Annotated in this window: 20 protein-coding genes; 10 read left to right on the forward strand and 10 right to left on the reverse strand. The window is 73.7% G+C overall.

The features are described 5' to 3' along the window. Positions 1-13 precede the first annotated feature (13 nt). Positions 14-811: an SDR family NAD(P)-dependent oxidoreductase gene (locus tag QOL16_RS03765; RefSeq protein WP_065964970.1), complete on the forward strand. Its 798-nt coding sequence runs from the start codon at positions 14-16 to the stop codon at positions 809-811. A gap of 389 nt (positions 812-1200) precedes the next feature. Here QOL16_RS03765 and QOL16_RS03770 read toward each other — a convergent pair whose 3' ends face one another. Beyond that, positions 1201-2730, reverse strand: coding sequence for an MFS transporter (locus tag QOL16_RS03770; protein WP_083395058.1), 1530 nt, complete (start codon positions 2728-2730; stop codon positions 1201-1203). Positions 2731-2852: 122 nt separating this feature from the next. Here QOL16_RS03770 and QOL16_RS03775 point away from each other — a divergent pair, with 122 nt between their 5' ends. Together QOL16_RS03775 and QOL16_RS03780 are read left to right on the forward strand one after the other, a co-directional pair. Then, positions 2853-3803: a serine hydrolase gene (locus tag QOL16_RS03775; RefSeq protein ID WP_083395059.1), complete on the forward strand. Its 951-nt coding sequence runs from the start codon at positions 2853-2855 to the stop codon at positions 3801-3803. A gap of 273 nt (positions 3804-4076) precedes the next feature. After that, positions 4077-9557 (forward strand): discoidin domain-containing protein, encoded by a 5481-nt coding sequence (locus tag QOL16_RS03780; RefSeq protein ID WP_071282474.1) that lies wholly within the window; start codon positions 4077-4079, stop codon positions 9555-9557. 137 nt (positions 9558-9694) lie between these two features. Here QOL16_RS03780 and QOL16_RS03785 read toward each other — a convergent pair whose 3' ends face one another. After that, positions 9695-10045: a hypothetical protein gene (locus QOL16_RS03785; RefSeq protein ID WP_065961918.1), complete on the reverse strand. Its 351-nt coding sequence runs from the start codon at positions 10043-10045 to the stop codon at positions 9695-9697. Positions 10046-10077: 32 nt separating this feature from the next. Between QOL16_RS03785 and QOL16_RS03790 the strand changes: the two genes are divergently transcribed. Next, positions 10078-11073: a response regulator transcription factor gene (locus QOL16_RS03790; protein WP_071282477.1), complete on the forward strand. Its 996-nt coding sequence runs from the start codon at positions 10078-10080 to the stop codon at positions 11071-11073. A 19-nt stretch (positions 11074-11092) separates the two neighbouring features. On the opposite strand, the gene QOL16_RS03795 is transcribed toward QOL16_RS03790, so the two are convergent. The 3 genes from QOL16_RS03795 to QOL16_RS03805 form a co-directional block, all read right to left on the reverse strand. Further along, complete coding sequence (locus QOL16_RS03795) at positions 11093-12580, reverse strand: glycosyltransferase (RefSeq protein WP_370692558.1); 1488 nt, start codon at positions 12578-12580, stop codon at positions 11093-11095. A 229-nt stretch (positions 12581-12809) separates the two neighbouring features. Beyond that, positions 12810-13502, reverse strand: coding sequence for a hypothetical protein (locus QOL16_RS03800; RefSeq protein ID WP_065961920.1), 693 nt, complete (start codon positions 13500-13502; stop codon positions 12810-12812). Continuing rightward, positions 13499-15103: a cell wall metabolism sensor histidine kinase WalK gene (locus tag QOL16_RS03805; protein ID WP_139266292.1), complete on the reverse strand. Its 1605-nt coding sequence runs from the start codon at positions 15101-15103 to the stop codon at positions 13499-13501. Before QOL16_RS03805 ends, QOL16_RS03800 begins: the two co-directional genes overlap by 4 nt. Positions 15104-15231: 128 nt before the next feature. Between QOL16_RS03805 and mtnN the strand changes: the two genes are divergently transcribed. From mtnN to QOL16_RS03820, 3 genes are all read left to right on the forward strand, one after another. Next, positions 15232-15942 (forward strand): 5'-methylthioadenosine/S-adenosylhomocysteine nucleosidase, encoded by a 711-nt coding sequence (mtnN, locus tag QOL16_RS03810; RefSeq protein WP_083230182.1) that lies wholly within the window; start codon positions 15232-15234, stop codon positions 15940-15942. A 544-nt stretch (positions 15943-16486) separates the two neighbouring features. Continuing rightward, positions 16487-18436, forward strand: coding sequence for a potassium transporter Kup (locus QOL16_RS03815; protein WP_065961924.1), 1950 nt, complete (start codon positions 16487-16489; stop codon positions 18434-18436). Between the two features lie 141 nt (positions 18437-18577). Continuing rightward, a complete protein-coding gene (locus tag QOL16_RS03820) occupies positions 18578-18790 on the forward strand; it encodes a hypothetical protein (RefSeq protein WP_065961925.1) in 213 nt (70 codons plus the stop codon). An 84-nt stretch (positions 18791-18874) separates the two neighbouring features. Here the strand turns inward: QOL16_RS03820 and QOL16_RS03825 are convergent, their stop codons facing one another. Both QOL16_RS03825 and QOL16_RS03830 read right to left on the reverse strand, forming a co-directional pair. Further along, positions 18875-19759: a DUF808 domain-containing protein gene (locus QOL16_RS03825; protein WP_065961958.1), complete on the reverse strand. Its 885-nt coding sequence runs from the start codon at positions 19757-19759 to the stop codon at positions 18875-18877. A gap of 10 nt (positions 19760-19769) precedes the next feature. Further along, positions 19770-20102 (reverse strand): hypothetical protein, encoded by a 333-nt coding sequence (locus QOL16_RS03830; protein WP_065961926.1) that lies wholly within the window; start codon positions 20100-20102, stop codon positions 19770-19772. 64 nt (positions 20103-20166) lie between these two features. On the opposite strand from QOL16_RS03830, the gene QOL16_RS03835 reads away from it, so the two are divergent. Beyond that, the gene (locus QOL16_RS03835; protein WP_071282481.1) at positions 20167-20436 is read left to right on the forward strand and encodes a hypothetical protein; all 270 of its coding nucleotides are present in this window, start codon (positions 20167-20169) and stop codon (positions 20434-20436) included. A 70-nt stretch (positions 20437-20506) separates the two neighbouring features. Here the strand turns inward: QOL16_RS03835 and QOL16_RS03840 are convergent, their stop codons facing one another. Then, positions 20507-20920 carry a VOC family protein gene (locus QOL16_RS03840; RefSeq protein WP_071282483.1) on the reverse strand — a complete coding sequence of 138 codons (414 nt, stop codon included), beginning with the start codon at positions 20918-20920 and terminating at the stop codon, positions 20507-20509. Between the two features lie 90 nt (positions 20921-21010). Here QOL16_RS03840 and QOL16_RS03845 point away from each other — a divergent pair, with 90 nt between their 5' ends. Further along, positions 21011-21622: a nucleotidyltransferase domain-containing protein gene (locus QOL16_RS03845; RefSeq protein ID WP_071282485.1), complete on the forward strand. Its 612-nt coding sequence runs from the start codon at positions 21011-21013 to the stop codon at positions 21620-21622. Then, entirely contained in the window at positions 21619-22041 is a 423-nt protein-coding gene (locus QOL16_RS03850) for a hypothetical protein (protein WP_071282487.1), read from the forward strand. The genes QOL16_RS03845 and QOL16_RS03850 overlap by 4 nt, the downstream gene beginning before the upstream one ends. A 126-nt stretch (positions 22042-22167) precedes the next feature. Here the strand turns inward: QOL16_RS03850 and QOL16_RS03855 are convergent, their stop codons facing one another. Both QOL16_RS03855 and QOL16_RS03860 read right to left on the reverse strand, forming a co-directional pair. Further along, positions 22168-22758 carry a TetR/AcrR family transcriptional regulator gene (locus QOL16_RS03855; RefSeq protein ID WP_071282489.1) on the reverse strand — a complete coding sequence of 197 codons (591 nt, stop codon included), beginning with the start codon at positions 22756-22758 and terminating at the stop codon, positions 22168-22170. Positions 22759-22880: 122 nt separating this feature from the next. Next, positions 22881-25115, reverse strand: coding sequence for an MDR family MFS transporter (locus QOL16_RS03860; RefSeq protein WP_139197603.1), 2235 nt, complete (start codon positions 25113-25115; stop codon positions 22881-22883). Positions 25116-25132: the final 17 nt, after the last annotated feature.

A 25132-nucleotide genomic window follows, 5' to 3' on the forward strand; every position in this document is an offset into this window, starting at 1 on the left:
TACCGTGCTGGACATGACCAGCATCGACCTCGACCACCGCACCGCCCTCGTGACCGGCTCCACGCAGGGGATCGGTCTCGCCATCGCCGTCGACCTCGCCCGGGCCGGCGCGACCGTGGTCGTGAACGGACGGAGCGAGGACCGCGTCACGCAGGCGGTCGACGCCGTGCGCGAGCAGGTGCCGGGAGCGCAGGTGCACGGCGTCGCCGCCGACCTGGCCACCGCCGAGGGCGCCGCCACGGTCCTCGACCGGTTCCCGCGCCTGGACGTGCTCGTGAACAACCTCGGCATCTTCGGCAGCGAGGACCCCTTCGCGATCACCGACGACGAGTGGCGACGCTACTTCGAGGTGAACGTCCTCGCGGCGGTCCGGCTGATGCGCGCCTACCTGCCGGGCATGACCGAGCAGGGGTGGGGCCGCGTGGTCTCGATCGCGAGCGACTCGGCGGTCGTGACCCCCGCCGAGATGATCCACTACGGCATGACGAAGACCGCGCTGCTCGCGGTGTCCCGCGGTTTCGCGAAGGCCGTCAAGGGGTCCGGCGTCACCGTCAACACCGTGCTCGCGGGCCCGACGCACACGGGCGGCGTCGAGGACTTCGTCGCCGAGATGGTCGGCGAGGACCTGCCCTGGGACGAGGCGCAGCGGCAGTTCATGCGGCAGCACCGTCCGCAGTCGCTGGTCGAGCGTCTGCTCGAGCCGGAGGAGGTGGCGCACATGGTGACGTACCTCGCGTCGCCGCTGGCCTCGGCGACGACGGGCGGTGCGGTCCGCGCGGACGGCGGGTACGTCGACGCGATCCTGCCCTGACGGCGGCCCGCGGCCGAGCCGTCGGTCGGCCAGTGGATCGGGTGCGCGTCCCACGCGTCAGGGTTGCGGCAGGACGCGACCCCGGTGACGGTCTGGAGGCCCGTGGTGCGCCCGGTGCGCGGGTCGCCGACCACGCACCGCCGGGTGTTCCGGGTCGGCCGCCGGCCGACCGACGGGTGCCGGGTCGGCCGCCGGCGCGACGCAGGGTCGGCCGCCCGCGCGTCGCGCCGCTCCGGCCGCGTTGCGCCGACCGGCCGCGCCGACCGGCCGCGCCGCCCGGCCGCGCCGCGTCGAGCCGCGTCGAGCCGCTCCGGCCGCGCCGCGGGCCGCGCCGCGGGCCGCGTCGCGCCGGCCACGCCGCGACGGACGGACCGCGACGGGCGGACCGCCTAGTGCATCGCCGGCAGCTGCTGTGCCCCCGCGTCCTCCCCGAGCTGCGGGTTGCGGAGCAGCACCACCGCGGCGACGACGGCGATCGCCATCACCACGGCTGCGCCGAGGAACACCGCGTCGTACCCGGCGACGAGTGCACCGGCGGATCGCCCCGCCCCGGCGTGCGCGACGTACAGGTTCGTGAGCACGGCGAGGCCCACGGCACCGCCGATCTGGTTCGTCGCGTTCGCGGCGGCCGCGGCGGCGCCGGCGTCCTCGGGGCGGACCCGGGACAGCGCCATGTTCTGCGCGGGGACGAAGATCGCGGCCATGCCGGCGCCCATCACGACCAGGCCGGGCAGCACGTCGGTCCAGTACGAGCCGTCGGCCGAGACGCGGGTGAGCAGCAGCACGCCGATGCCCGCGACGACCGGTCCGACGACCATGAGGGGCTTCGGGCCGGTGCGCGGCACGGTCTTGACGAGCACGGGGATGACCGCTCCGATGGCGAGCGCGAGCGGCAGTGTCGCGACGCCGGAGACGAGCGGCGCGAAGCCGAGGACCTGCTGCAGGTGGAAGGTCACGTAGAGCGTCACGGTCGCCATCACGGCACCGGCGCAGGTCTGGACGACGAGGGCGCCGCCGCGGTTCCGGTCGAGCACGACGCGCAGCGGCAGCAGCGGCGCGGCGACCCGCAGCTCGATGAGCACGAACGCGACGAGGAACACGACACCGATGCCGATCGCGACGAGCGCGCCGCCCTCGACCCAGCCCCGCTCGGCGAGGGTGAAGCCGTACACGAGCGCGCCCAGCCCGACGGCGATGGTCACGGCACCGGCGACGTCGAGTCGTCCGTGGCCCTCGGCACGGCTCTCGCGGAGCACGAGGACCGCGGCGACGACGGCCACGGCCGCGACCGGCACGTTGACGAGCAGGCACCAGCGCCAGCCGACGAACTCGGTGAGCACCCCGCCCAGCAGGAGGCCGACGGCCGCGCCGCTCGAGGTGATCGCGCCGAGGACCCCGAACGCGGTGTTCCGGGCACGACCCGACGGGAAGGTGACGCTCACGAGCGACAGCGCCGCGGGGGCCATGAGCGCGGCACCGGCACCCTGGAGCACCCGGCCGCCGATGAGCATCGCGGGGACGGTCGCGAGCCCGGCGAGGAGCGACGCCGCCGCGAACAGGACGACACCGAGCACGAACGTGCGCTTGCGGCCCCAGTAGTCGGCGATGCGCCCGCCGATGAGCAGGACGGCACCGAAGGTCAGCGCGTACGCCGTGATGATCCACTGCCGCCCGTCGGCGGTCAGGCCGAGCTCGGTCGCGGCCTGCGGGATCGCGATGTTCACGATCGTGGTGTCGAGGATGACGAGCAGCTGCGCCGCGGCGAGCGTGACGAGCACGAGCCGCGAGCGGGCGTCGATCCGGCCGGTCGGCGTCGAGCCGGTCGGCGTCGAGCCGGTCGCGGGAGCGGACCCGGCGGAGGCGCCTGCGGCGGGAGGACCGACGGTCGGCGTGGTGCCGGTGGACGGGGAGGTGGGCATGGCGGAGTGGTTCCGTTCTCGGGAAGGCGTCGTGGGGTTTTCAGCCCGGATCGCCTTCCGCGACCACTCCGGCACCGTGCCGGACACAGCGAGGAGCCTACCGGACGCGGCAGGATGGCCCGGTGACCCCCGCGCAGCCGACCCCGGCCGAGCCGGCCTCCGCGCAGCCGACCCCGGCCGAGCCGACCCCCGCGCACGCGGCCCTCGACGCCCTCGTCCGGCACGTCGCCGCCACCGGCTTCCGCGCGCACGGTCTGCACGTCCGGGTCGGTGACGACACGGTCGAGCACCGCTGGACCCCGGACGTGCGCGAGGAGGTCCACTCGGTCGCCAAGGGCGTCGCCGTGCTGGCGGTCGGCATCGCGGCCGACGACGGCCTGGTCGACGTGGACGGGCCGGTCGCCGCCACGCTGCCCGCCCTGTGCACCGGCGCGGGCACCGACCGGGTCACCCTCCGGCACCTGCTCACCATGACGAGCGGCGTGGACATGCCGTGGTCGCCGACCGAGTTGACCGAGTGGCCGGACCTCGCGGCGGAGTTCCTGTCGCGGCCCTCTCGGGGACGGGTGTTCCAGTACGCGAACGCGAGCACGTACACGGCGATGCGGGTGCTCGAACGACACGTCGGGGACGTCGGCGCGTTCGTGTCCGAGCGCGTGTTCGCACCGCTCGGCATCGCGGACGTGGACTGGGCGCGGTGCGCGCGGGGCTTCGTCGCCGGCGGCGAGGGCATCGCCCTGCGCACGTCGGAGCTCGCCCGCATCGGACGCCTGGTGCGGGACGGCGGGGTCGTCGACGGCCACCGGGTCGTCGCGGCGCGCTGGTGCGAGGCGCTGCACTCCGACTGGGTGGAGCGCGAGGGCGCCGGTCCCGGGTACGAGCGGTACGCGATGGCCGGGTGGGACGGCCCCGGGCAGCTCTGGCGGCTGCACGGCGCACACGGCCAGATGCTGCTGTTCGATCGCGACGCCGTGGTCACCGTGACCGCGGACGACCACGCCGGTGCCGACGCGTTCGCGTCGGCCGTCGCCGACGTGCTGTCCGCACGGTCCGCCGCCACCGCGCGGGACTGACGACCGGACCGACGACCGGCCGGGAGGCGCGTGGCGGCCCCGACCCGTCCCTCCCGTCGTGCCCGCCCGCCGGCCGGGAGGCGCGTGGCGGCCCCGACCCGCGCCTCCCGTCCGGCCAGGCCGCGCTCTCCGGACCAGACACGACACTTCCTCGATCTCGTGACCCGGGACGCTGACGGGCGCCGCCGCACTGCCGACAGGGATCCGCGACACCCGAGCGCGACCGTCGGCCGCGGCCCCCGCCGACACCCACCTCCCCGGAAGGGACCCACCGTGGACGTCGTCCGCTCCTCCGTCGTCGCGCTCGTGGTCGGCGCGCTCACCCTCTCCGCCGTCGGCACCGCGCACCCGGCAGCCGCGGCACCCGCCGCTGCCGCACCCGCACCCGCACCCGCACCCGCCGCACCGGCACCCGCCGCACCCGCACCCGCCGCACCCGCCGCACCCGCCGCCGCTGCTGCGCCCGCCGGGCCGCCCGCGGACGGCGTCCGCGTCGGCGCCGGCTCCTACGCCCCGACCCCGCCCGGGAGCCTGCCCGACATCGCGGACGTGCAGGCCACCGTCGACCAGCACCTGTACGTCGACCCGTCGCAGGCGGGCGAGCCGGTGCCGACCAACCAGTGGTGGACCGACCTGCTCGTCAGCCGCTGGTCCGGCGACATGTGGGCCTACCCGTTCGTGTCGTCGAACAGCGCCGCGGGGACGAAGCTCAGCTACCCGACCACCTGGAACGCCGACGGCACGGCCATGCGGCTCGACGCCCCGATCACCGTCGGCGCGACCGTCGAGCCGACCCCGGACGCCTCCGACCGGCTCCTCGCCGACTTCGAGGACGGCGTCCCCGCCGACTGGACCGCGACCGGCGACGCGTTCACGACGACCGCGACCGGCACGGCACGCGGGCAGAGCGCGGTCTCGGGGTGGCTCGGGAAGGGCTTCCTCGACTCCTTCACGGACGACGACGGCGACGGCGCGACGGGCACGCTCACCTCGCCCGCGTTCACGATCGACCGTTCGACGCTCGCGTTCCTCGTCGGCGGCGGTCGGCACCCCGACCACGAGGCGGTGCAGCTCCTGGTGGACGGGCAGGTCGTCGAGCAGGCGACCGGCACCGACAGCGAGGTGCTCCGGTGGGCGTCGTGGGACGTCTCGGCGCTCCGCGGCAGGACCGCGCAGCTCCGCGTGGTCGACGACCTGCGCGCCGGCTGGGCGCACGTCCTGCTCGACCAGGTGCTGCTGACCGACGCGCCCGACGGCCTCGCCGAGCGGTCCTCCACGACGTTCTCGGCGAAGGAGGCCGACGCCCTGCGGTGGGGCGACTGGAACGTCAGCTGGCGGATGCCCCAGGACGGCCCCGGCGGCCAGTCCGTCGACGTCACGAGCGTGCAGGGCTCGCCCTACGAGTGGTTCGAGTTCCACGGCGCGACCCCTCGGCTGACGCTGCAGCCCGGTGCGACGCTCACGGACGGCGACGGCGAGCGCCTGACCGGCACGATCACGGCCGACCGCTTCGAGATCCGCCAGGACGGGCACGTGTTCGGCGTGCACGCCCCGACCGGCACGACGTTCACCCGCACGGGCGACGTCCTGGACGCGTCCGCGGGCACGCCCTACCTGGTGGTCAGCGCGGTGCCCGAGCACGGGCTGACGCTCGACGACCTGCACCGCACGGCGTTCGCGGTGCCGCGGGACACCACGATGGCCTACTCGTACGACCCCGCGGCCGGACAGGTGGAGCAGCGCTGGTCGCTCCGCACCGACCTGCTGCAGGGCACCGACCACGACACCGTGCAGGGCTGGCTCCAGCACCAGTACGCCGAGTCGACGAACGACCTCCGCTTCACCGGGGCCACGTACGCGACGCCCCGGGGCACCATGCGCACCACCGTCGGGCACGACGGCTGGACGCTCCGCTACGCGTTCAGCGGGCTCACTCCGGTCGGCGCGGAACCCACGGCCACGGGCGACGACCCGTACCGCGAGGACGTCATGCGGCGGTACCTCGCCGACTACGCCGCGAAGACCACCTACGGCGGGGACACCTACTGGGGCGGCAAGGACCTGCAGCAGCTCGGCGCGTACATGACGATCGCCGACCAGATCGGCGACGACGCGGACGCCGAGCGGCTCCGGTCGACGCTCGAACGGGCGCTCACCGACTGGTACACGTACTCCATCGGGGAGCGCGAGCACTTCTTCGCGATGTACCCGACGTGGAAGGCCCTGATCGGCTTCGGCGACTCGTACGGCTCGGCGCAGTTCAACGACAACCACTTCCACTACGGCTACTTCGCGCTCGCGACCGCGATGCTCGGTCGGGCCGACCCGGCGTGGGCCGAGCGCTACGGCGGCATGGCCACCCTGGTCGCGAAGCAGTACGCGAACTGGGACCGCGACGACGCCCGCTTCCCGTACCTGCGGACGTTCGGCGTCTGGACCGGGCACTCGAACGCCGGCGGGGTCTCCTCGCCGGGCGGCAACAACCAGGAGTCGTCGTCCGAGGCGATCCAGTCCGAGGCCGGGCTGTTCCTGCTCGGCACCGTCCTCGGCGACGAGGAGATGCAGGCCACCGGCGCGATGCAGTACGTCACCGAGCGGGCGGCCGTGCGGGACTACTACCAGAACGCGCACGGCAACCCCGCGTCGAAGGCGTACGACGGGAACGGCGCGTTCCCCGCGGCGTACCGGGCCGGACAGGCGGGCATCCTGTTCGACTCCGGCCAGGCCGAGGCGACGTACTTCTCGGGCGACCCGGCCTGGATCTACGGCATCCAGTGGATGCCGACCGCCCCGTGGTTCGCGTACTTCGGCTGGGACCCGGACTTCTCGGCGTCGCTCATGCGGCAGATGATGCGCGCACGACCACAGGTCGTCGGACAGGACGGCGTGGTCGGCGGCAACGCGGGCCACGTGCAGATGCTCACGAAGAAGTGGTGGGGCGTCGGCACCTACGGCGACGCCGTCATCACCCGGGACCGACCGGCGGCGATCCGCGAGCTGCAGGACGCCGTCCGCGCCGCCGAGCGGAACCACCCCGGGTACGTCACCGCCCGGACGGCCGCGAACCCGCTGTACGACCGCGCGACCGACACGCTGTACGTCTCGGTCGCCGAGGACGGCACCGTGGTGTTCCCGGACGCGTACTGGACGCCGGAGACCCTGCCAGCGGCCCTCGTGCCCGCCGAGCTCGACGGTCCGACCGCCGACCGGCAGCCCGCCGACTGGCCGGTGCGCTCGCCGCTGCTGTCCTTCCTGGTCACGGACTACCGGGCGGACACCGCGACCATCGACCGGCTGTACGGCGTCGACCTGACCGACCACCGCCCTGGTGTCGACACGGCCCACGCCGCGGCGGTGTTCAGCGACATGGGCGACGCCCTCGGCAACGTCGTGCTCGGCTTCCTCGCCCAGTACGACCCCGACACCTACGCCGACGTGCACGCGGCGCTCTGGGCGGAGCAGGACCCGGCCGTCACCGGGCAGTCGATGGCCGGCCTGGTCTACCACCAGGCGATGTCGAACCGCACCGTCGGCACCGAGGTCACCGACCGGCACACCTCGAACCCGCTCAGCCAGGTGTTCCGGGCCGCCGACGGCACGTACTCGTACGTGCTCGACAACATCGACGACGTCCAGCACACCTACGACGTCTACGAGGGGCAGCGCGTGATCGGGCAGATCGCGGTCCCGGCCCGGACGCAGATCACCTCGCACCTCGACGCCCGGCTGACCGACGTCGCGGTCGCCCTCGACGGCGGCGCCAGGACGGTCGCCCCCGGGAGCACGGTGCACCTCACCGCGACCGGCACCGACCAGTACGGCGCGACCGTGCCGCTCGAGGGCGTGCGCTGGACCACGTCCTCGGGGACGATCGACGCCGACGGCACCCTGCACGCCGGCGCCGACCCGGTGGACGTCGCGACGGTGACGGCCACGGTCGGCTCCGTGCACGGCGAACACCGGTTCCGGGTGGCCCCGACGCCCGTGCTCACCGGCCTCACGGTGACCCCCGGCGTCGAGCGGCTCGTCGTCGGCACCCCGGTGACCTTCCGCGCCGAGGGGCACGACCAGTACGGCGACCCCGCCGCGCTGCCCGCCCCGCCGGTGTGGAGCACGACCGCGCCGGGTTCGGTCACCGCCGACGGCACCCTGACCACCACGGGACCGGGCGCCGGCTACCTGGTCGCCACCGTCGGTGCCGGACCGGCCACGGTCGAGGGGACCGCGGTCGTGTCCTCGGTCGTCACGGTCCCCGTCGTCCCCGGCGTCCGGGCCACCGCGACCTCGACCGACGGCGGGAGCACGGCCGCGAGGGCCGTCGACGGTGACCGCTCCACCCGCTGGGAGAGCCGCCACGGTGTCGACGACGTCGACCTGGTGCTCGACCTCGGCGGTGCCCGCGACGTCGACACCGTGCAGGTGGACTGGGAGGCCGCGGCAGCCGCGCGCTACGTCGTCCAGGTGGCCGACGCGGCGGACGGTCCCTGGCGCGACGTCCGCACGGTCGAGAAGACCGACGCCGCCGCCGACACCGTGCCCGTCGGGGCGACCGCCCGGTACGTCCGGCTGCACCTGACCGACCGGCTGACGCAGTACGGCTACTCGGTGTGGGAGGTCCGGGTCACCGGGACCCCCGCGGCGTCGGCCGTCACCGTGCGGGACCTGCTCGTGGCCCCGCGCAGCGCCACCGTCCGGTCCGGCGACACCGTCCGGCTCGCCGCGTACGGCTTCGACGCGGACGGCGCCGGCGGGCTGCTCGAGGGACCGGCGCGCCCGACGTGGACCGTCGACGCGGCGGACGGCAGCGGGACCGCCACGGACCCGGGCGACGGGGCGACCGTCAGCGACGCCGGGGTCGTCACCGCACCCCGTACCCCCGCCGCGACGATCACCGTCCGGGCGACCCGGGGGGAGGCCGCCGGCACCGCCGTGGTCCGCACGCTCGACGCCCCGGCCACCCCCGCAGCGGCCCGGGACGTCGCGGTCGGCAAGCCCGTGACGACCTCGTCGGACGAGCGCGGCGACCTGGCCGGCGACGCGGCCGTGGACGACGACGACACGACCCGCTGGTCGAGTGCCGCCCACGACGGCGAGTGGCTCGCGGTCGACCTCGGCGCGGTGCTGCCGCTCGACCGGGTCGAGGTCGCGTGGGAAGCGGCCTCGGCGGCGTCCGACCGGGTCCAGGTCCGCGACCGCGACACCGATCCGTGGCGCACGGTCGCGACCACGACCGCGGGGAGCGGCGGGACCGAGCGGCACGCCCTCGACGGGGTGCGCGGTCGGTACGTGCGGCTCGTCGCCGACACCAGGAACACGCGGTACGGCGTCTCAGTGTGGTCCTTCCGGGTGTTCTCCACCGAGGGCGCGCCGACACCCGACCTCGCCCGCCGCGCGACCGTGCGGTCATCGGGCGACGAGTCGGCCGGCACCCCGGCCCGCCTCGCCGTCGACGGCGACCCGGGGACGCGGTGGGCGAGCGAGCACGTCGACGACGCCCACCTCGACGTCGACCTCGGTGCGGTGCACACGGTGCACGAGGCGACGATCCGGTGGGAGGCCGCGTACGGCCGCTCGTACCGGATCGAGGGCCGTGACGGCACGACGGGCGCGTGGACGACGGTCGCGACGGTGACCGACGGCGACGGCGGCACCGACCGGGTCGCGCTGCACGGCTCGTGGCGGACGCTGCGGCTGCAGGGCGTCGAACGGGGCACGCCGTACGGGTACTCGCTGTACGCGCTCGAGGTGCGCTGACCCCGCGGTCGGCACCGCGTCGAGGCGGACGGGAGGCCCGTGGCGGCCCCGGTGCGCGCCTCCCGTCGTCCCCACGTGCCGGACGGGAGGCGCGTGGCGGCCCCGCACCGTGCCTCCCGTCCGTCGTCGCGACGGCGTCAGCCCGCCGCGTCCGCGCCGAACGCGTCGCCCGCGGTGACCGGCGAGCCGTCCCAGACGACCGCACCGCAGGACCGCGCGGCACCGACCGCGTCGGGGCCGAGCCGCGAGGCGTCGCAGACCACCCGGACCCCGAGTGCCCGGCAGATCCGCACCACCGAACCGACCGCGGCCGCGTCGACCACCCCCGGGTCCGCCAGCAGGAGCACGTGCGGCGGCGGTGAGAACTCCCGCAGCGCGGCACCCCAGCTCACCGCGTGCAGGAGCCGGCTGCCATACTCCGATGGGACGAGCCACTCGTAGCGGTCGCCGACCGGGTGCGCGTCCACGACCACCAGCGTGCCGCTCACGGGGTTCCCCCGTGTCGGGGGAGGGGACCAGCATGACCGACACCGACCAGGACCGACGGGTCGCGGTGGTGATCGAGGACGACCTCGACATCCGCTACCTGCTCGAGCAGGTGCTCACGCAGGCCGGCTACTCCACCGTCAGCACCGGGAACGGCGAGGACGGCGTCCGCGCGGTCCTCGCGCACGAGCCGGTCGTGACGACCCTGGACGTGTCGCTGCCGGGGATCGACGGCTTCGAGGTGGCCCGACGCATCCGGGCGTCGAGCAGCACCTACATCGTGATGATCTCGGCGATGGGCGACGAGATCGACGTGCTGCAGGGCCTGGAGGCCGGCGCCGACGACTACATCGTCAAGCCGTTCCGGCCGCGCGAGCTCCGCGCGCGGCTCGGGGCGATGCTCCGCCGACCGCGCACGGTCGTCGAGACCGACGGCTCCGCGCCTGCGGTCCGCGCGGTCGGTGCCGCGACACCGACGGCCGGGGCGCTCGCCGCGGGCGTCGGTGCGGCGACCCCGGTGTCGCCGGTCGGGTCCGCCCCGGTCGCACCCGAGTGGGTCCCCGCCGCCGCGCCCGCCGTCGAGGCCGCTCCTGCCGAGCGGGTACCGGACCGGGGTGCCGAGGCCGCGGGGGCCGTCGTGCCGACCGTCCCGGCGGCGGTCACCCCGGCGCAGGACGAGGGCACGTGGGTCCGGCACAACGGCCTCGCGATCGACCCCGAGGCGCGGCTCGTCCAGGTGGACGGCACGCCCGTCGAGCTGACCAAGACCGAGTTCGACCTGATCGCCACGCTCGTCGACTCCCGTCGTCGCGTGCGGTCGAAGGCGGACCTGGCGCTCGCGATCCGGAACGACGCGTACGTCACCACGCACTACATCGGCGACGCCGACCGCCGTGCGGTCGAGGTGCACATGGCCAACCTGCGCCGCAAGCTCGCCGACGACCCGAACGCGCCACGCTTCGTCGTGACGGTCCGGGGCGTCGGGTACCGCCTGACGGGCCCCGGGGACCCGGGGTACGTCGCGGAGTAGGGCGCAGGGCGGCAACCCGTCAGACCTTGTACCCGAACTGGCGGCGGAGCAGCTTGCCGACCATCCCGAGGGTCTGCAGGGCCGTGATGACGGCGAGGACGGGCCAGCCGGAGCCCAGGATGCGCGCCTGCGTCACGACGTCGAGCTGCAGCCAGCCGAACACGGCCGTGGCCATCACGAGCAGGACGATCACGACCGGGGCGAGGTGGGCGTTGCCCGAACCGCGCTCGGCCTTGGCCTGCTCGGCCCAGTTGTCGGTCTGCTTCTTGCTGCCGAAGCGGGTCCACGCGCGCAGGAAGTGGCCGAGCCGGATCCACATGTAGACCTCGGCGGGCACGAGCAGCAGGGCGAACAGGACGTCCCGCCAGGTGCGGTGCTTCATGGACGCGACGACGCGCAGGTTCAGCGCGACCGCGACGACCGGCGGGACGAGCCAGAGGGGGCTGAAGACGAAGGCGTGGATCGACAGGGACGCCACGAGCAGCAGGACGAACAGCACCCGGGTGAGGAAGTTCATCGCCATCGACGCGTGCTCGAGCCACCGCAGCCGCAGGTTCGGGTGGAACGGCTGCCCCTTCGTGTCGCCGCGCTGCCCGGGCCACATGAGCTCGATGGCACCGAAGTTCCACTTGACCTGCTGGGCGTCGAGGCCGCGGAGGGTGTGCATGCCGCCGACGTCGGCGCGGGCACGGGCGCTGATCTTCGTGAGGTAGCCGGCGCTCTTCACCTGGAGCGACAGGAGCGAGTCCTCGACCTCGCTGTCCTTCACCCACGGGGAGCCCTGGTGGTTCGCCTCCATGACCTCGTGCAGGGCGCGCATCGAGAAGATCGAGAACTGCCCGCCGAGCACCGCCATGTTCCGGCCCTTGAGCATGTTCTGCATGTTGAACGCGGCGAACTGGGCGCGCTGTCCGGCGATGAGGAAGCGGGGGACGACGCCGCGGAAGGGACGGTCGTCGATCGAGTAGATCGCGGAGATGCCCCCGATGCGCGCGTCCGAGACGATCTCCTGCGCGAGCCACTCGACGGCTTCGGGGTCGGCCGTGGTGTCGCCGTCGACGCCGAGCATGTAGTCGCAGCCCTCGATGAGGCTGAAGCCGTAGTTGAGCGCGCCGACCTTCTTGTCCGCGTTCTCGCCGATGTCGTGCACGTAGACCTCGGTGCGCTGCTCGACCCCGTCGCGCTCGACGCGGTGCGGGCCGGCGAACTCGGCGGCGACGTCGAAGGAGCGGTCGGTCGTGTTGTTGATGACGACGTGCACGACGTCGGGCAGGCGGGTCTGCTCGAGCAGGGAGCGGAGGACCGCGCCGATGGTCTCCTCCTCGTTGTACGCGGGGATGACGCAGCCGATCGACGGGCGGTACTCGGGGAGGGCGTCGAGGTCGTCCATGACCGACGCGGCCAGCTCGGGGTCGTGGCGGCGGGTGTACCGGAGTCGCTCCTCGGCGGAGGGCGAGGTGCGGACGGGGGTGGAGGCTGCGGTGCCGGCGGTCTGCGTCGTGGACAACGTGGGGCTCCTGATCGTTCGGGTCTCGATGCGGTTGCAACGAGTCTCCGACGACGGCCTCTGGTGCGGCGCGGGTCCGGCGCAGCGGATGCTCAAGATCCGCTCTGGACCGTCCCGCGCGGCCCGGCGCGCGGCCCGGCCTGTGGCCCGGTGCGCGGCCCAGCGATCCGCGGCCCGGCGGTGCGCGGCCCGGCGACGCGTGGCCGGGCGGCGCGCGGCCCGGCAGCGCTCAGCCCTGCTCCTCGGCCTCGAGGTCGGCCAGCGCGTAGCCGTGGTCGTCGGTCGAGGTGGTCCGCCATGACGACGACGGCACGGTCGGCACCTGCCCGGGTGCCGACGACGCCACGGCGGCCTCGACCTGGCTCCGCCACGCGCCGAGGTCGCACTCCTCCTGGCGCACGAGGGCCACCACCCGGTCGGCGTCCTCGGTCCACACGGTCGCGTCCGGCGGCACGACCGCGACCACCGCGCGCGCGAGCATCGCCCGGGCGCCCCCGGTCACGCCCACCCCGAACGCGGTCGTGAGCAGGGCGGCGTCCTCGAGGGTGACGGCGACCCGCACGAGCGACACCTGGTGGTAGTCCGCCCGCTCCAGGGTCCGGACGACGGCGGGGAGCACCTCGGCGCGCTGCGGTACCGACGCGTCGTCCTCGGCGAGCACCTCGGGACGGCTGCGGAACACGATGCAGAACAGGGCGACCGCGAGCAGCACGACGAGCCAGACGATCAGCACGCGGGTCTGGTCGCTCGCGAACAACGACGCGGCGACGAGCACGAGGAACGCACCGACCGAGGCGACCGCGGCGTCGAGGGCCGACCGCGGCACGTCGGTCCGGCGTCGGCGCCAGCGTCGGCCGGCGAGGACCGTCACGAGCAGCAGCAGCCCGCTCCCGATCGTCGCCCAGAGCAGCAGGGGGTTCACGCGCGGGCTCCCGTCGTCGTGGTCGCCGGCGGTGCCGCCGGGATCGTCATGATCGCGGTGGTGCCCTCGCCGAGTGCGCTCGTCACCACGAGGTCGCCGCCGTGCCGTCGGGCGATCTGCCGGCTGATGGCGAGCCCGAGCCCGGTGCCGTGGACCCCGGTGCGGCGGACGCTCTCGGCGCGGAAGAACCGTTCGAACAGGTGGTCCTGGTCGCCGTCCGCGATGCCGATCCCGTCGTCCCGCACGATCAGCCACACCCTGTCGCCGACGGCGTGCGCGCCGATCTCGACCCACCCGCCGTCCCGGTTGTACTTCACCGCGTTGCTCACGAGGTTGTCGACGACCTGCCGGATCCGGAACGCGTCGGCGACGACCCGGACGGGCGCCTCGGTCGGCGTGGTCCGGAGTTCGACCCCGGCCACGCGCGCCGCGGGCTCGGCGGCCTCGACGGCTGCGCCGACGACGTCGAGCAGGTCGAACGGCGCGGGCACCAGGTCCACCCGGTCCTCGCGCGCGGCCTGCAGGATGCCCCCGACGAGCTCGACCAGGCGTTCGGCGTTCCGCGACGCCACGTCGAGCATGCGTTCGGCGGCGGGTGGCAGGCCCTCGACCTCGCGGGCGAGCTCGACCGAGCCGAGGACCGCGGTCGTCGGGGTCCGGAGTTCGTGGGAGACCGACGCGACCAGGTCCTCGCGGGCCTGCAACGCCGCACGTTCGGCGGTGACGTCCCGCGCGACGAGCACCCCGCCCGCGCCGCCCTCGGCCCCGGCCGCGTCGGGGAGCAGGCGCGTGCTCACGGTGTAGGTCCGTACGGAGCCGTCCTCGCGGCGGACCGACACGAGCTCGCCGTCGAGCTCGGTGCCGTCGACCGTGCGCTGCACGAGGGCGTCGAGGTCGGTGCTCCCGCCGCGCGCGGCGAGGTCGAGCAGGGCCGCTCCGCCGCGACCGGCGTTGTCGACGGTGGTGCGCCCCTCGGGGTCGAACGCGAGCACGTCGAAGTCGACCGAGTCGAGCACGGCACGGACGGCCTCCTCGCGGGCGGTCACCTCGGCGAGCCGGGTGTGCAGCAGCGCGGCCTGCCCGAGCAGGAGCTGCTGCCGCGCCTTGCCCCGTCGGGCGAGGACGGACGACGTCCCGCTGACCGCCGCGATCACGAGCGGCAGGGAGACCAGCCGGGCGGTGTCCTCGGCGTCGACCACGGCCCACTCACCGGGGGCACCGACCCAGAGCAGGCCGATCGCGACGACCGCCGTGAGCGAGGCACCGCGGAACCCGAAGGCGTAGCCCGACCAGATCGCCGGCAGGACGAACAGCGCACTCACGCCGATCGTCGGGACGTCACCGCGGATGAGCGCGATCCCGGCGACGTCGGCGGCGAGCACGGCGGCGAACCACCGCGGGTCGACCCTCGGCGGCGCGGCGGCCGTCACGGCGAGGGCGACGAGGGGGAGCGCGGTCCCGACGGTCGCCAGCACGCCGACCTCGTCGCGGTCGACCACGAGGACGAACGCGATGACGGGCATGATCCCGGCGACCACGGCGAACTGGTTCCGGAATGCCCGGAGTCCCGCACGCTCGTCACGGCCGACACGATTCCGCATGCGGCCATGCTGTCACCCGGCGGCCCCGCGCGCCGCAGTGCGGGACCGGGACGGCGTCCCGCGGCGACCGGTCCGGCAGCACGGACGATCGGTCCGGCGGTGTCCGCGGCGCGTGCGAGGATCGTCCGGTGCACCAGGAGCAGGGACCCGTCGCCGTCGTGATCGCCGCCATGAGCGAGGAGCTCGCGGCCGTCGCCACCCTGCTCGGCGGTGTCGTGATCGACGACGGGCCCGTCGGCGGCCACGACCGGCACCACCTGCTCGACGTGGGCGGCCGCGTGGTCGCCCTGCGCCGCAGCGGCATCGGCTTCACGAACGCGACCGCCGCCGTCGCGCACTGCTACCACGACTTCGGCGCCGTCCCCGTGCTCAGCGTGGGCACCGCGGGCGGCCTCATGCGTGGCATCGCGATCGGGGACGTCGTGGTCGGCGACCACTACGTCAACGTGAACGCGGACGCCACGGCGTTCGGCTACGCGCTCGGCCAGGTGCCCGGCATGCCGCCGCGGTACGCGCCCGACGCACGCATGGTCGCGCTCGCGACCGGCTCGGACGCCGACTACCGGATCCGACCGGCGACCATCGGGTCGAGCGAGGTCTTCGTGACCGAGGGCCGCGCCCGCCTGCTCCGGGACGCCTTCCCCGACGTCGCCGCCGTCGACATGGAGTCCGCCGCGATCGCGCAGTTCGCGCACGTACACGACATGCCGTTCGTCTCGATCCGCGGGATCAGCGACCTCTGCGCCCCCGACGGCGACGAGTTCAAGGAGCACCTGGACGACGCGGCGGCGCGCTCGGCGCGCGTCGCGCACGACGTGCTCACCGGCCTGGCGGCCTGACCGGACCTCGTCGGACCCGACCGGGCGACCGGGTTCCGCCGTCCGCCGGTCGGTCGTCAGCCGGACGCCACCTGGCGGGGCCGCCCCGGCCCGACCCGGCCACGTGACGGACGGGAGGCGCGGCACCCGTCGGTACCGCGCCTCCCGTCCGGTCCGTGGTCACGCGACGCGCGGGGCGCGACGCCGCACGTGCGTCCCGCCGCCCGCCGCGTGGCCGCCGCGTGCCCGCCGCTCAGCGGCGCCGGCGGCTCGAGATCAGCCCGCCGAACACCAGCACGACGGCCACGACGAAGACGATCAGTTGCACGGGCTCGAAGCCGTCCAGGTTCATCAGGTGCTCCTTCCGCGCGGGGTGCCCGCGCTGTCGACGTCGCCGACGGTAGGACCCGGTTCCTGTACGCGTCGAGGGACCGGGGTACGGCACCGCCGGTCCGGTCTCCGCACCGGCGGACGCACCTCGGTGGACGCTGCGAGCGGAACACCCCCTCCGGTGCGATGATGATCCGCGGCCGTCGCCCGGACGACCCCGACGGAAGAGATCCGCGTGACCGAGACACGCTCACAGTCGCACGCCACGGCCACCGTGGACGACGGCACGCACGGACCCTCGAAGAGCGTCGCGGCGCTCGCGCTCGCCGCCCTCGGTGTCGTCTTCGGCGACATCGGCACGAGCCCGCTGTACGCGCTGCGCACCGTGTTCACCATCGACGGCGGCATCGTCAAGGCCACGCAGGAGGACGTCTACGGCGTCATCTCGATCATGTTCTGGAGCGTCACGGTCGTCGTGTCGATCAAGTACGTGCTCGTCCTCATGCGCGCCGACAACAACGGCGAGGGTGGCGTGATGGCGCTCGCCGCCCTGGCCCGCCGCCTCTACGCGAAGCGCCGAGGGGGCGCGACGATCTTCCTGGTCATCGGGATCATCGGCGTCTCGCTGTTCTACGGCGACTCCGTCATCACGCCGGCCGTCTCGGTGCTGTCCGCGGTCGAGGGCCTGTCCACCGCGGCCCCGTCGGTGGAGCACCTCATCGTCCCGATCGCCGCGGTGATCCTCGTCCTGTTGTTCGTGGTGCAGCGGTTCGGCACGGGCAAGGTCGGCAACCTGTTCGGCCCCGTGATGCTCCTGTGGTTCGCCGTGATCGCGATCGCCGGGGTGCCGCACATCATCGCCCACCCGGGCGTCCTGCAGGGGCTCTCGCCGACCTGGGCGATCGCGTTCCTCATCGCGCACCCGTACATCACGTTCGTCGCGATGGGGGCCGTGGTGCTCGTCATCACGGGTGCCGAGGCGCTGTACGCCGACATGGGGCACTTCGGCCGCACCCCGATCCTGCGGGCCTGGTTCTTCGTCGTGTTCCCGGCGCTCGTGCTGAACTACCTCGGCCAGGCGTCGCTCGTGCTCGAGGACCCGTCCACCGCGAAGGACCCGTTCTTCCTGCTGTTCCCGGACGGACTGCGGCTCCCGGTCGTGGTGCTCGCGACCGCCGCCACCGTGATCGCCAGCCAGGCCGTCATCTCCGGGGCGTTCTCGCTCACCCGCCAGGCCGTGCAGCTCGGGCTGCTGCCGCCGCTGACGATCCGGCAGACCTCGCGGCAGGAGGGCGGTCAGATCTACCTGCCGGCGGTCAACCTGCTGCTGTTCATCGGCGTCATGGCGATCATGCTCGCGTTCCGGTCCTCGGCGAGCCTGGCCACCGCGTACGGGGTGTCCGTCACCGGCGCGCTCGTCGTCGACACGCTCCTGCTGCTGCTCGTGGTGAAGCCGCTCTGGCAGTGGAAGACCTGGAAGCTCGTGACGGCCGCCGTCGTGTTCGGTGGACTCGAGCTGACCTTCCTCGCCGGCAACCTGTCGAAGATCGTGCACGGCGGATGGGTGCCGCTCCTCATCGCGCTGGCCGTCATCACGCTGATGACGACGTGGCGCCGCGGTCGGCAGCTCGTGCAGGACGAGCGCAAGGAGCGTGAGGGGTCCCTCGCCGAGTTCATCGAGCGGGTGAACACGAAGCACATCCCGCGGGTCGAGGGGATCGCGATCTTCCCGCACCCGAACAAGGAGACGACCCCGCTCGCGCTCCGGGCCAACGTCGAGCACAACCACGTCATGCACCGCACCGTGCTCATCGTGTCCGTGCTGACCGCCAACGTGCCGCACGTCCCGCACGCCAAGGCCTTCACGCGCGACGACCTCGGCTACGAGGACGACGGCATCGACCACATCACCGTGAAGTTCGGCTTCTCGGACGACCAGGACCTGCCCCGCGCCCTGCACGCCGCGTGCCTGGCCGAGGTGCTCGACATCGAGCCGGACGCGATGCAGCACGCGTCGTACTTCATCTCGCGCGGTGCGCTCCGGCCGCAGCCCGGCAACCGGGGGATGGCGCGCTGGCGGAAGAAGCTGTTCGTCGGGCTCGCGCACAACGCCGCCGACCCGGCCGCCCGCTTCGGCCTGCCGGCGCAGCGCACGGTGACGATGGGGAGCGACGTCGAGCTCTGAGGCCCGGGCGGCCGGTCGGGGACCGCGTGCTCGCGGCCGTCGGTGCGTCGACCTGGCTGCCGGACCGTCCAGGCGGACGGCGTAGCGTCCGAGTGGTCGTTCCGCCACCCGGGCGCCTGCGGCACCGAGCGGAAGCCACCCATGTCGTACGCACCAACCGCCTGGCAACAGGAGTCCGCGACGAGGTGGACCGCCTCCGTCGACGGCACGGTGGTCGCCACGATCACCTACGGGCGGCAGTACGAGCTGGTCTCCGCCGACGGTGGCGTCCGCGGGTCCCACACGACGCTCGGCAGTGCGCAGGCGCAGTTCGGCGCGTGGTGCCAGTGGCGGTCGGACCAGGCCGACGCCTGACCGCTCGAGCCGGTGCCGACCCCTCGGCGTCGTCCTGACCGCTCGGACCGGCCCCGACCATCCGGGCGGTCCCGACCGCTCGGCTCAGTGCTGCCCGCGTCCGCGGAGACGGCCGATGCCGAGCACGATCCCGACGACGACCATGCCGAGCACGAGCCCGAACACGGCGGACACCGCGGTGTCGACGATCCACGTCACGACCGGACCGGCCGCCTCGACGGCGTGCTCGACCACGTGGAGCAGGTCGTACGGACCGGACCAGAGCGTCTCGGCGAGGTTCGCGATCACCAGGTGCCCGCCGACCCAGAGCATCGCGACGGTGCCGACGATGCTGATGAACCGGAAGACGCCCGGCATGGCGCGGACGATGCGGGCGCCGGCCCGCCGGGTGCGGCGGACCGGGTGCTTCATCATCGACAGCCCGACGTCGTCGACCTTCACGAGCAGCGCCACCGCACCGTAGACGAGCGCGGTCATGCCGGCTCCGATGAGCGCGAGCGCCCCGACCTTCGGCCAGAACGCCATGTCGGTGTCGAGGCTGGCGAGCGCGATGAGCATGATCTCGGTGCTGAGGATCAGGTCGGTGCGGATCGCCCCGAACACGAGCTTCGGCTCCGAGGTCGGCTGCTCCTCGGCGTGCCCGGCGTCGTGGTGCACGCCGAACCACTCGGTGACCTTCTCGGCGCCCTCGAAGCACAGGTACGTGCCGCCGAGCACGAGCAGCCACGGCAGCACCCACGGCGCGAACGCCGAGAGCAGGAGCGCCAGCGGGATGATGATGACGAACTTGTTGAACAGGCTCCCGAGGGCGATCCGGCCGACCACGGGCAGCTCGCGCGCCGGCTGCAGCCCCTGGACGTACTGCGGCGTGACGGCCGCGTCGTCGATGACCACGCCGGCGGTCTTCGCGCTGGCCTTGAGGGCGGCGGACAGGATGTCGTCCACGACGGCGAGCAACCCGACAGACATGCCGCTCACCCTACCGGTGGGCTGCTGACGGCCCTCCCGCGGCGGGCACCGTGACCGAACCGGCACCGAGGGGCAGGACGGGCGCGCGGTACGTCAGCGTGGCGGGCGCACCGGACGACACCGTCGCGTGTGCCGCTCCCCACCGCCAGGCCCGGTTGTACAGGTACACGCCGAGGTCGGTCGACCCGTCGTCGGCGACCGCCCACGTCCCGGTGCCCCACTGCGCGGGGTGCCCGACGCCGTCGACCACGACCGTCGGGCGGGCGCCCCACGTCCAGCGGGGTCGGGCGATGGTGAGCGTGACCCGGCGCTTCGTCGTGCCGGACGGCTGCGGAGCGTCCATCCGGTCAGGCTACGGGGCGGCCCGGCCCTGAACGGACGCAGCGGCTGGTCCGTATGCTCGCGGCATGGCTGACTTCACCGCCGCACAGGCCGCCGTCGTCCGGATCGAGCGCGCGGAGGAGGGCCGGTGGGACCTGTCCGTCATCAGCGACTCCGGCGTCGCGATGGGGCACGGCGTCTACCTGTTCCAGGCCGACCACGACGACGCCGAGGACGAGCAGGCCGCCGCCCTCGACTTCGTGCGGGAGTACGGCTTCCGGTTCGAGCGCGAGGCCGTGGTCGCCGACGGCCCGGACGCGTTCTGGGCCCCGCTGCTGCCGTTCGACGCGGCCTAGCTCCCGCCCGGCCCCGGACGCCGCGATCCGCGACGCCGACACGCGCCCCGACCGGCGTCCACCCGGGCGTTCACCGCAGCGCGGATGCCTCGAACCCGATCAACCACGTGACGCCGAACGCGTCGCGGACGGTGCCGTCCCAGTCGCCCCACGGCCGCTCCTGCAGGTCGTCGACCACCGCGCCACCGTCGGCCAGGGCGGCGAACCACCGACGCAGGACCTCGGGGTCCGCGGCGCCGAGGAGCGAGAAGAGCAGCCCGGTCGCGGTGAAGGGCCGGTCGTCGCCGCCCGCGTCCGCGGCGAACACGTGCACGTCGCCGACGAGTTCGCCGTGCGCGACCGCGTCCGCAGGGCCGTCCTCGCGGGAGAAGTCGCCGTATGTCGCGATCCGGAGCTCGCCCCCGAAGAGGCGCTGCCACCGTTCCAGTGCTGCGCGCGCCGTGCCCGGGAGCAGGAAGTACGGCGCCGGTCCGCTCGTGTCCATGCCCGGACCGTACCCCCACCGCGGCCCGCTGGTCCCCTCGGTGAGAAGTAGAAAACTACCGATGGTGGTAGTTTTCTACCAGGAGGTACCGTGCAGCTCCAGCACCCGTTCGCCACCGTCACACCGACGGTCGACGGCGACGTCCTCACGTCCTTGGCGTCGACGTCGGGATCGATGACCCTCGCCGAGATCCTGCAACGCGTCCCGGGGCGGTCCTACGCAGGTGTCCGGAACAGTGCGGCGCGCCTCGTGGCGCAGGGGGTCGTCACCGAGTCCCGGGTCGGCCGGACCAAGACGTTCGCGCTCAACCGGGAGCACCTCGCGGCGGGTGCGGTCGAGGTGCTCGCCGGGCAGCGGGAGGAGTTCCTCCGCCGTCTCCGAGCCGGGTGCGCGACCATCCCGCTCCGCTTCGCCGCCGTGTTCGGTTCGGCCGCGCGGGGAACCATGCGGGCTGACAGCGACAGTGACATCGACATCTGCTTCGTCACGACCGGGCCTGACCGTCCGGCAGCCGAGGCTGGGGTGCACGACCTGTGCGCAGCGGCATCGCGGTGGACGGGCAACGCTGTCCACCCCGTGCTGTTCGACGAGGACGACATCGACCCACTCGACCCGTTGCTCCGGTCGGTCGAGCAGGACGGCGTTCTCATCGCGGGTGATGGTCGTTGGCTGCGTCGGAGGCTCCGTACGCTGGCCGGATGACTCCGAGGACCGGGACCACAGCGGTCGGTGACGACGCGTTCCGCCGCGGACGAACGAGGAAGGCTGCGGCCTTCTTCGAGGCGGCGGAGGTCCTCCGGGAGATCGGTGGCGTGGGCGGAGTGCTCACCTCGTCGTCGACGTTCTCGGACGCCTACGTCGCGCAGTGCGTGCTGAGCGGCATCGCTGCGGCGGACGCCATCTGCGTGGCGCGGACGGGTCGGTACTCCCGGTCCGGCGCGCACGACGAAGCCGTGCCGGTGCTGCGGGCCGCCGCAGGGATCCAGGTCGCCCGGGACCTCGAGGTGCTCCTCGCGGTGAAGACGAAGGCCGAGTACAACGCTCGGTCGGTCAGTGACGCGGACATCCGACGAGCGCGGGGAGCGGCCGAGGCCCTCGTCACGCTCGCCCGGTCACTCTGACGGAGCCGCGCGCGACGCTCGGCGTCGCCGACGCAGACCGCCAGCGGCGGTCACCACCGGTGTCGGCGACCAACGGTGTCGGCGACCACTACGTCGGAGGCGACCCGCGCCTCCCGTCCGACGGGGTCAGCCCGCGGCCAGCGCACCCATCTCGGCCACGACGGCCCGCAGTCGGGCGGCGAGCTCCTCGCTGTCCCCGACGGTGTCGCGGTGCGCCACCTCGGACAGTGCGGACAGCACGAGCCCGACGGCGGTGCGGGCGGTCTGCTCGTCGGTGCGGGTGGACACGGTCGCGAGCAGCGACTGCCGCGACTCCGCCATCCACTGCATGACCATCGGAGCCATCTCGGGCCGGAGCACGAGCAGCTCCTTCATCCGGCGGCGGTCCTGCGACAGCGGCACCGTCGAGGCGACGAGCGTGCACAGGTCGTCGACCATCCGGCCGTCCGCCTCGGTGAACCGGGTCGCGGCCCACTCCGGGACCTCGACGGTGTCGAGCCCGAGGGCGGCGTGCGCCTTCGACGTGAAGTAGTTGAAGAACGTGCGGGGCGAGACGTCGGCGTCGCCGCAGATCTGCTCGACGGTGACGCCGTCGAGACCGTGCTCGGACACGAGCGTGAGCGCGGCGTCGTGGAGCGCCTGCCGGGTCTGCTGCTTCTTCCGTTCGCGCAGCGTGCACGGCGCGGTGGCCGGCTCCGGTGCTGCTGTCGTGGTCACGTGCACTCCTGTGCTGGTTCGGGGGAGGTCGCTGGTCGGGCCGGTCGGCCGAGGGGACGGTCCCGCCACGGTGGCGAGACCGACGGGCCGGCCCCGCCGCGGTGGCGGGACCGGCCCGGGGGTCATCGGCGCTGGGTCGGCGTGGAGCCGGTCATCGGGCCGGTGAAGCTGCCGGCCTCGGCCGCGGCGAGCCCGGCCTGGACCTCGAGGTCGTCCTCCGCCGACCGACCGGAGCGGTCGGAGCGGTCGGAGCGGTCGGGCTGCTCGGAGCCGCCGTTCGCGTCGTCGTGCTGCTCCTGGAGCGCCGAGCGCTGCCGCAGCGGCGGCACGCGGAAGAACCAGGTGAGGACGAACGCCAACAGGATCACGCCGAGGCCGACCCAGTAGATCGTCACGGACGAGGCGTTGAAGCCCGCCATGAACGGCCGGGTGAGGCGGCTGTCGGCGCCGGTGAGGAACGAGGTGTCGTTCGTGCTCGTGGCGTTGCTGCTCGAGCCGCTGCCGTCCTCGATCTTCTTCGCGAGCTCCGGCGTCAGCTGGTCGACCCAGTAGGAGCGTTGCGCGGCGTCCGACCAGTCGACCGAGACGGTGCCGTCCTGGACGCTGGCGTGGGCCTGCTCCGCGACGGCCTGCAGTGCTGCGGCCTCGGCGGCCGGGGTGGCGTCGGCGACCTGCTGGTCGGTGACGGTCTGCGCGGCGGCCTGGGGCAGGGCGCCCGCGGCCACCTGTGCCTGCACGGCGGCGGTCACCTTCGCCGTGACCTGGGCGTCGGCGGCGGCCTTCGCCTCGACCGATGCGTCGTCGAGCTTCGACTGCACGGTCTGCTGCAGCGGCGTGGTGATCGGGGCCCAGATCTTGTCGATCGCGCCCTGGTTCGCGGCCTTGCCCGCGACGGCCGGGTCGAGCGCGGCGGACAGCGCCGGCTTGAGGTCGGCCTGGTTCGCGGTCGCCGACAGGATGTTGCTCGGCATGACCGAGAACAGGATCGACAGGAGCACGGCGGTGCCGAGCGTGCCGCCGATCTGGCGGAAGAACGTGGCCGACGACGTGGCGACGCCCATGTCCCGGGCCTCGACGGACCCCTGCGAGGCGAGGGTCAGCGACTGCATGACCGAGCCGAGCCCGAGCCCGATGAGGAACATGCCGATCATGAGGAACCAGAGCGGCTTGTCGATCGTCATGAAGGTCAGGACGACGTAGCCGGCGGAGACCAGGAACGTGCCGATGACCGGGAAGATCCGGTAGCGGCCGACCCGGGCGACGATCTGACCGCTCGTGATCGACGCGATCATCAGTCCACCCACGAGCGGCAGCGTGGCGAAGCCGGACTCGGTCGGGGTGAGCCCGACGACGATCTGCAGGTACAGCGGGATGGTCAGCATCGCGCCGAACATCGCGAAGCCGACGAGGAACCCGATGACGGTCGCCATCGAGAACGTGCCCGAGCGGAACAGCTTGAGCGGGATGATCGCCGCGTCGCCCATCTTCGACTCGACGAGCAGGAGCGCGACGAGGCCGAGGACGCCGATCACGTAGCTGGCGATCGCGGCGGGGGAGCCCCAGCCCCAGGTGCGGCCCTGCTCCGCCACGAGCAGCAGCGGCACGAGCGTGACGATGACCGCGGTGGCGCCCCACCAGTCGACCTTCGGCTTGTCGCCCTTGCCGTGCACCTTCGGCAGGTGCAGGAAGACGATCACCATGACGAGCGCGGCGATGCCGATCGGCACGTTGATGAGGAGGACCCAGCGCCAGCCGGTGATCCAGAGGATCTCGGAGGAGCCGGCGAGCAGCCCGCCGATGAGCGGGCCGATCACCGAGGAGATGCCGAAGACGGCCAGGAAGTAGCCCTGGTACTTCGCGCGCTCCCGCGGGGCGAGGATGTCGCCCATGATCGCCAGCGGCAGCGACATGAGCGCGCCGGCGCCGATGCCCTGCACGGCGCGGAAGGCCGCGAGCATGAGCATCGAGGTGGACATCGAGGACAGCACGGCGCCGAGGATGAACACGACGATGCCGAAGATGTAGAGGGGCCGGCGGCCGAAGATGTCGGAGAGCTTGCCGTAGATCGGCGTCGCGATCGTCGACGTGATCAGGTAGGCGGTCGTGACCCAGGCCTGCTGGTCGAGCCCGTGCAGGTCGTCGCCGATGGTGCGGATGGCCGTGCCGAACACCGTCTGGCCGAGGGACGACAGGAACATGCCCGCCATCAGGCCGTAGATCACGAGGAGGATCTGGCGGTGCGTCATGAGCGGCTGCCCGGGGGCGCCGGACGCGGGTGCGCCGGTCGCGCCGGGGGCGGCGTCGGGCACGGCGGCGTGGCGGCCGTGCTGCACCGGGACGGGTGCGGTGGCGGTCATCGAACTCCTTTTTCGGG

Source organism: Curtobacterium sp. MCBA15_004, from assembly GCF_001865055.2.
Lineage (GTDB): Bacteria > Actinomycetota > Actinomycetes > Actinomycetales > Microbacteriaceae > Curtobacterium.